Origin of the sequence: Clostridium sp. ZBS15, from assembly GCF_023845705.1 — a bacterium.
GTDB lineage: Bacteria > Bacillota > Clostridia > Clostridiales > Clostridiaceae > Clostridium > Clostridium aquiflavi.
This window is the reverse complement of sequence record NZ_JAMQHY010000208.1, coordinates 1-282: the sequence shown is the minus strand read 5'-3', so window position 1 is coordinate 282 and position 282 is coordinate 1. Positions and strand designations below refer to the sequence as shown.

The window sequence follows — 282 nt, the reverse complement described above, 5'->3', positions numbered from 1 at the left end:
ATTGAGGTAGTGGAAGAATCGGAGTGGATAAGTATGATGGTAATCAACATCAAAAAGGATGAGCAGATTAGAATTTGTGTGGATTATAGGGAATTGAACATAGTTTGTGTCATTGATCCATCTCTGACCCTGTTCACTAAAGAAATTTTAGGAGTCGCTGGGCATGAAATATATTCCTTTACGGATGGATTTTTAGGGTACCACCAAGTCTGGATTGCAAAGGAATACCAGGAAAATACAAGTTTCACCACCAAGTGGGGAAGTTTTGGATATACAGTCATG

General features: G+C 38.7%; 1 protein-coding gene. It reads left to right on the top strand.

Translation table 11 applies throughout. The annotated features are described in order from the left end of the window. Positions 1-33 precede the first annotated feature (33 nt). Positions 34-282, top strand: a 249-nt coding sequence (locus NG904_RS17050) for an RNA-dependent RNA polymerase family protein (protein ID WP_252232926.1), incomplete at its 3' end; no start/stop codon positions are given.